Genomic DNA, 2077 nt, shown 5'->3' on the forward strand with positions numbered 1-2077 from the left:
GAGACTTGGTGCGGTGGTTGCCGGACGGGCGCCTGGAGTTTCTGGGACGGATGGATGAACAGGTGAAAATCCGCGGTTACCGTATCGAGCCCGGGGAAATCGCCAGCCGTTTGTTGGAGCATGCTTCCATCCGGGAGGCCTTTGTCACCGTGCAGCCGAATCCTTCTCAAGAACCGGAGTTATGCGCATATTTCGTGGCGTCTTCTCCTTGTTCCGCGGAAGAATTGCGGGAGCATTTGAGCTTGAAGTTGCCTGACTATATGGTTCCGGTTCACTTTATCGAAATGAAGAAACTCCCCTTGACCCGAAACGGGAAAGTGGACAAAAAAGCATTGCCGTTGCCGGATGCCGACACCACCCGGAACAAGGATGACGCGCCGGCCACTCCCACCGAGGAACAGTTGATCGAAATCATGAAGGAGATTCTCCATACCGGACAAATCGGAGTCCATGACAGCTTTTTTGAAAAAGGCGGCAACTCCCTGAAAGGGATGATGTTGTCGGCGCAAGTCCACAAAAGGATGCATGCGGAACTGCCTTTGCGGGAGATTTTTGCCCGTCCCGTGGTCAAGGAGATGGCCGCATACATCGAAAATCAAAAAACGGTTGAACACGTCACCATCGCTCCGGCACCCAAACAGGCTTATTATCCGGTTTCATCCGCACAGAAACGGTTGTATGTGGTCGGGCAACTGGAAGGAATGGGCACCGGTTACAACATGCCCCATGCCTTTCATATCCAAGGAAATTTGCCGGTTTCCCGGCTTGAAGAAGCATTCTGGGCACTGGTTAAACGGCATGAATCCTTGCGCACTTCGTTCCATCTCATTGACGGCGAATTGATGCAAAAAATTCATACCGATGTGAAGGTCCGGGCGGAGCGTTATCAAGCCCGGGACCGTTTGGATGTGAAACAAAAAATTCAACAGTTCATCCGTCCGTTTGATTTGGAGAAAGCCCCGCTGATCCGGGTGGGAATGATTGAATATGCCAAGGAAGAAGAACAGATCCTGGTCATCGACATGCATCACATCATTTCCGACGGCGTTTCGATGAACATCCTGTTCCGGGATTTGATGAAATACCTGCAGGGAGAAACGTTGCCGCCGGTGTCCCTGCAATACAAGGATTACGCCGTCTGGCAACAAAATGAAAAACAAAAGGACGCATGGAAAAAACACGAGCAGTATTGGATGGATGAACTTTCCGGCGAACTTCCGGTTCTGGACCTGCCCACGGATTATCCGCGTCCTTCCGTGCAACGGTTTGACGGGGACCATATGACGTTTGAAATTGAGCCCCGGTTAACGCGGAAATTGAAACGGCTGGCGGATGAGAAAAAAGCAACCCCGTATATGGCCCTCTTGGCCGCATACAATTTGCTGTTGGCAAAATACAGCGGCAAAAACGACATCATCGTCGGCTCACCGATTGCCGGAAGATCGTATGCCGGTTTGGAGTCCATGGTGGGGATGTTTGCCAATACGCTTGTGGTTCGCAACCGGATCGATTTGCAACTTCCGTTCACAGCCTTTTTGGAACAGGTGAAGGAACGCGTCCTGCAAATGTATGAGCATCAGGATTATCCGTTTGAGGAATTGGTGGAAAAGCTGGATACCCGGCGCGATTTGAGCCGCAACCCCCTTTTTGACACCATGTTTGCCATGCAGAATATCGACATGCCGGTTTTCGAACTGCAAGGACTGAAGATTCGCCAAGGGGAGATTGAATGGAAAAAATCGAAATTTGATTTGAGCTGGATGATGGCGGAAGACGGGGAAACATTCAAAGGGGTTGTCGAATACAGCACCTGCCTGTTCAAACCCGGGACCATCCGGCGTATGATCGGCCACTTTATTCACATTCTTGAACAGATCGTGGATGATCCCGGAATCCGGCTGTGCGAGATTGAGCTTCCCACGTTGGAAGAAAAATGGGAGATATTGCAAACCTTTAACCAAACCCGTCTGGAGTATCCGCGGGGAAGAACGATTCCGTCCTGGTTTGAAGAACGGGTGGAAAAACAGCCGGACCGGGTGGCAGTGGTATGCGGCGAAGAAAAGTGGACCTATGAAGA

At 51.1% G+C, this 2077-nt stretch carries 1 protein-coding gene; it reads left to right on the forward strand.

The annotated features are described in order from the left end of the window. On the forward strand, positions 1 to 2077 hold a 2077-nt coding region (locus I8U21_RS14715; protein WP_232337701.1), incomplete at both ends, for a condensation domain-containing protein.

This window comes from Thermoactinomyces sp. CICC 23799, from assembly GCF_016055145.1.
Lineage (GTDB): Bacteria > Bacillota > Bacilli > Thermoactinomycetales > Thermoactinomycetaceae > Thermoactinomyces > Thermoactinomyces intermedius.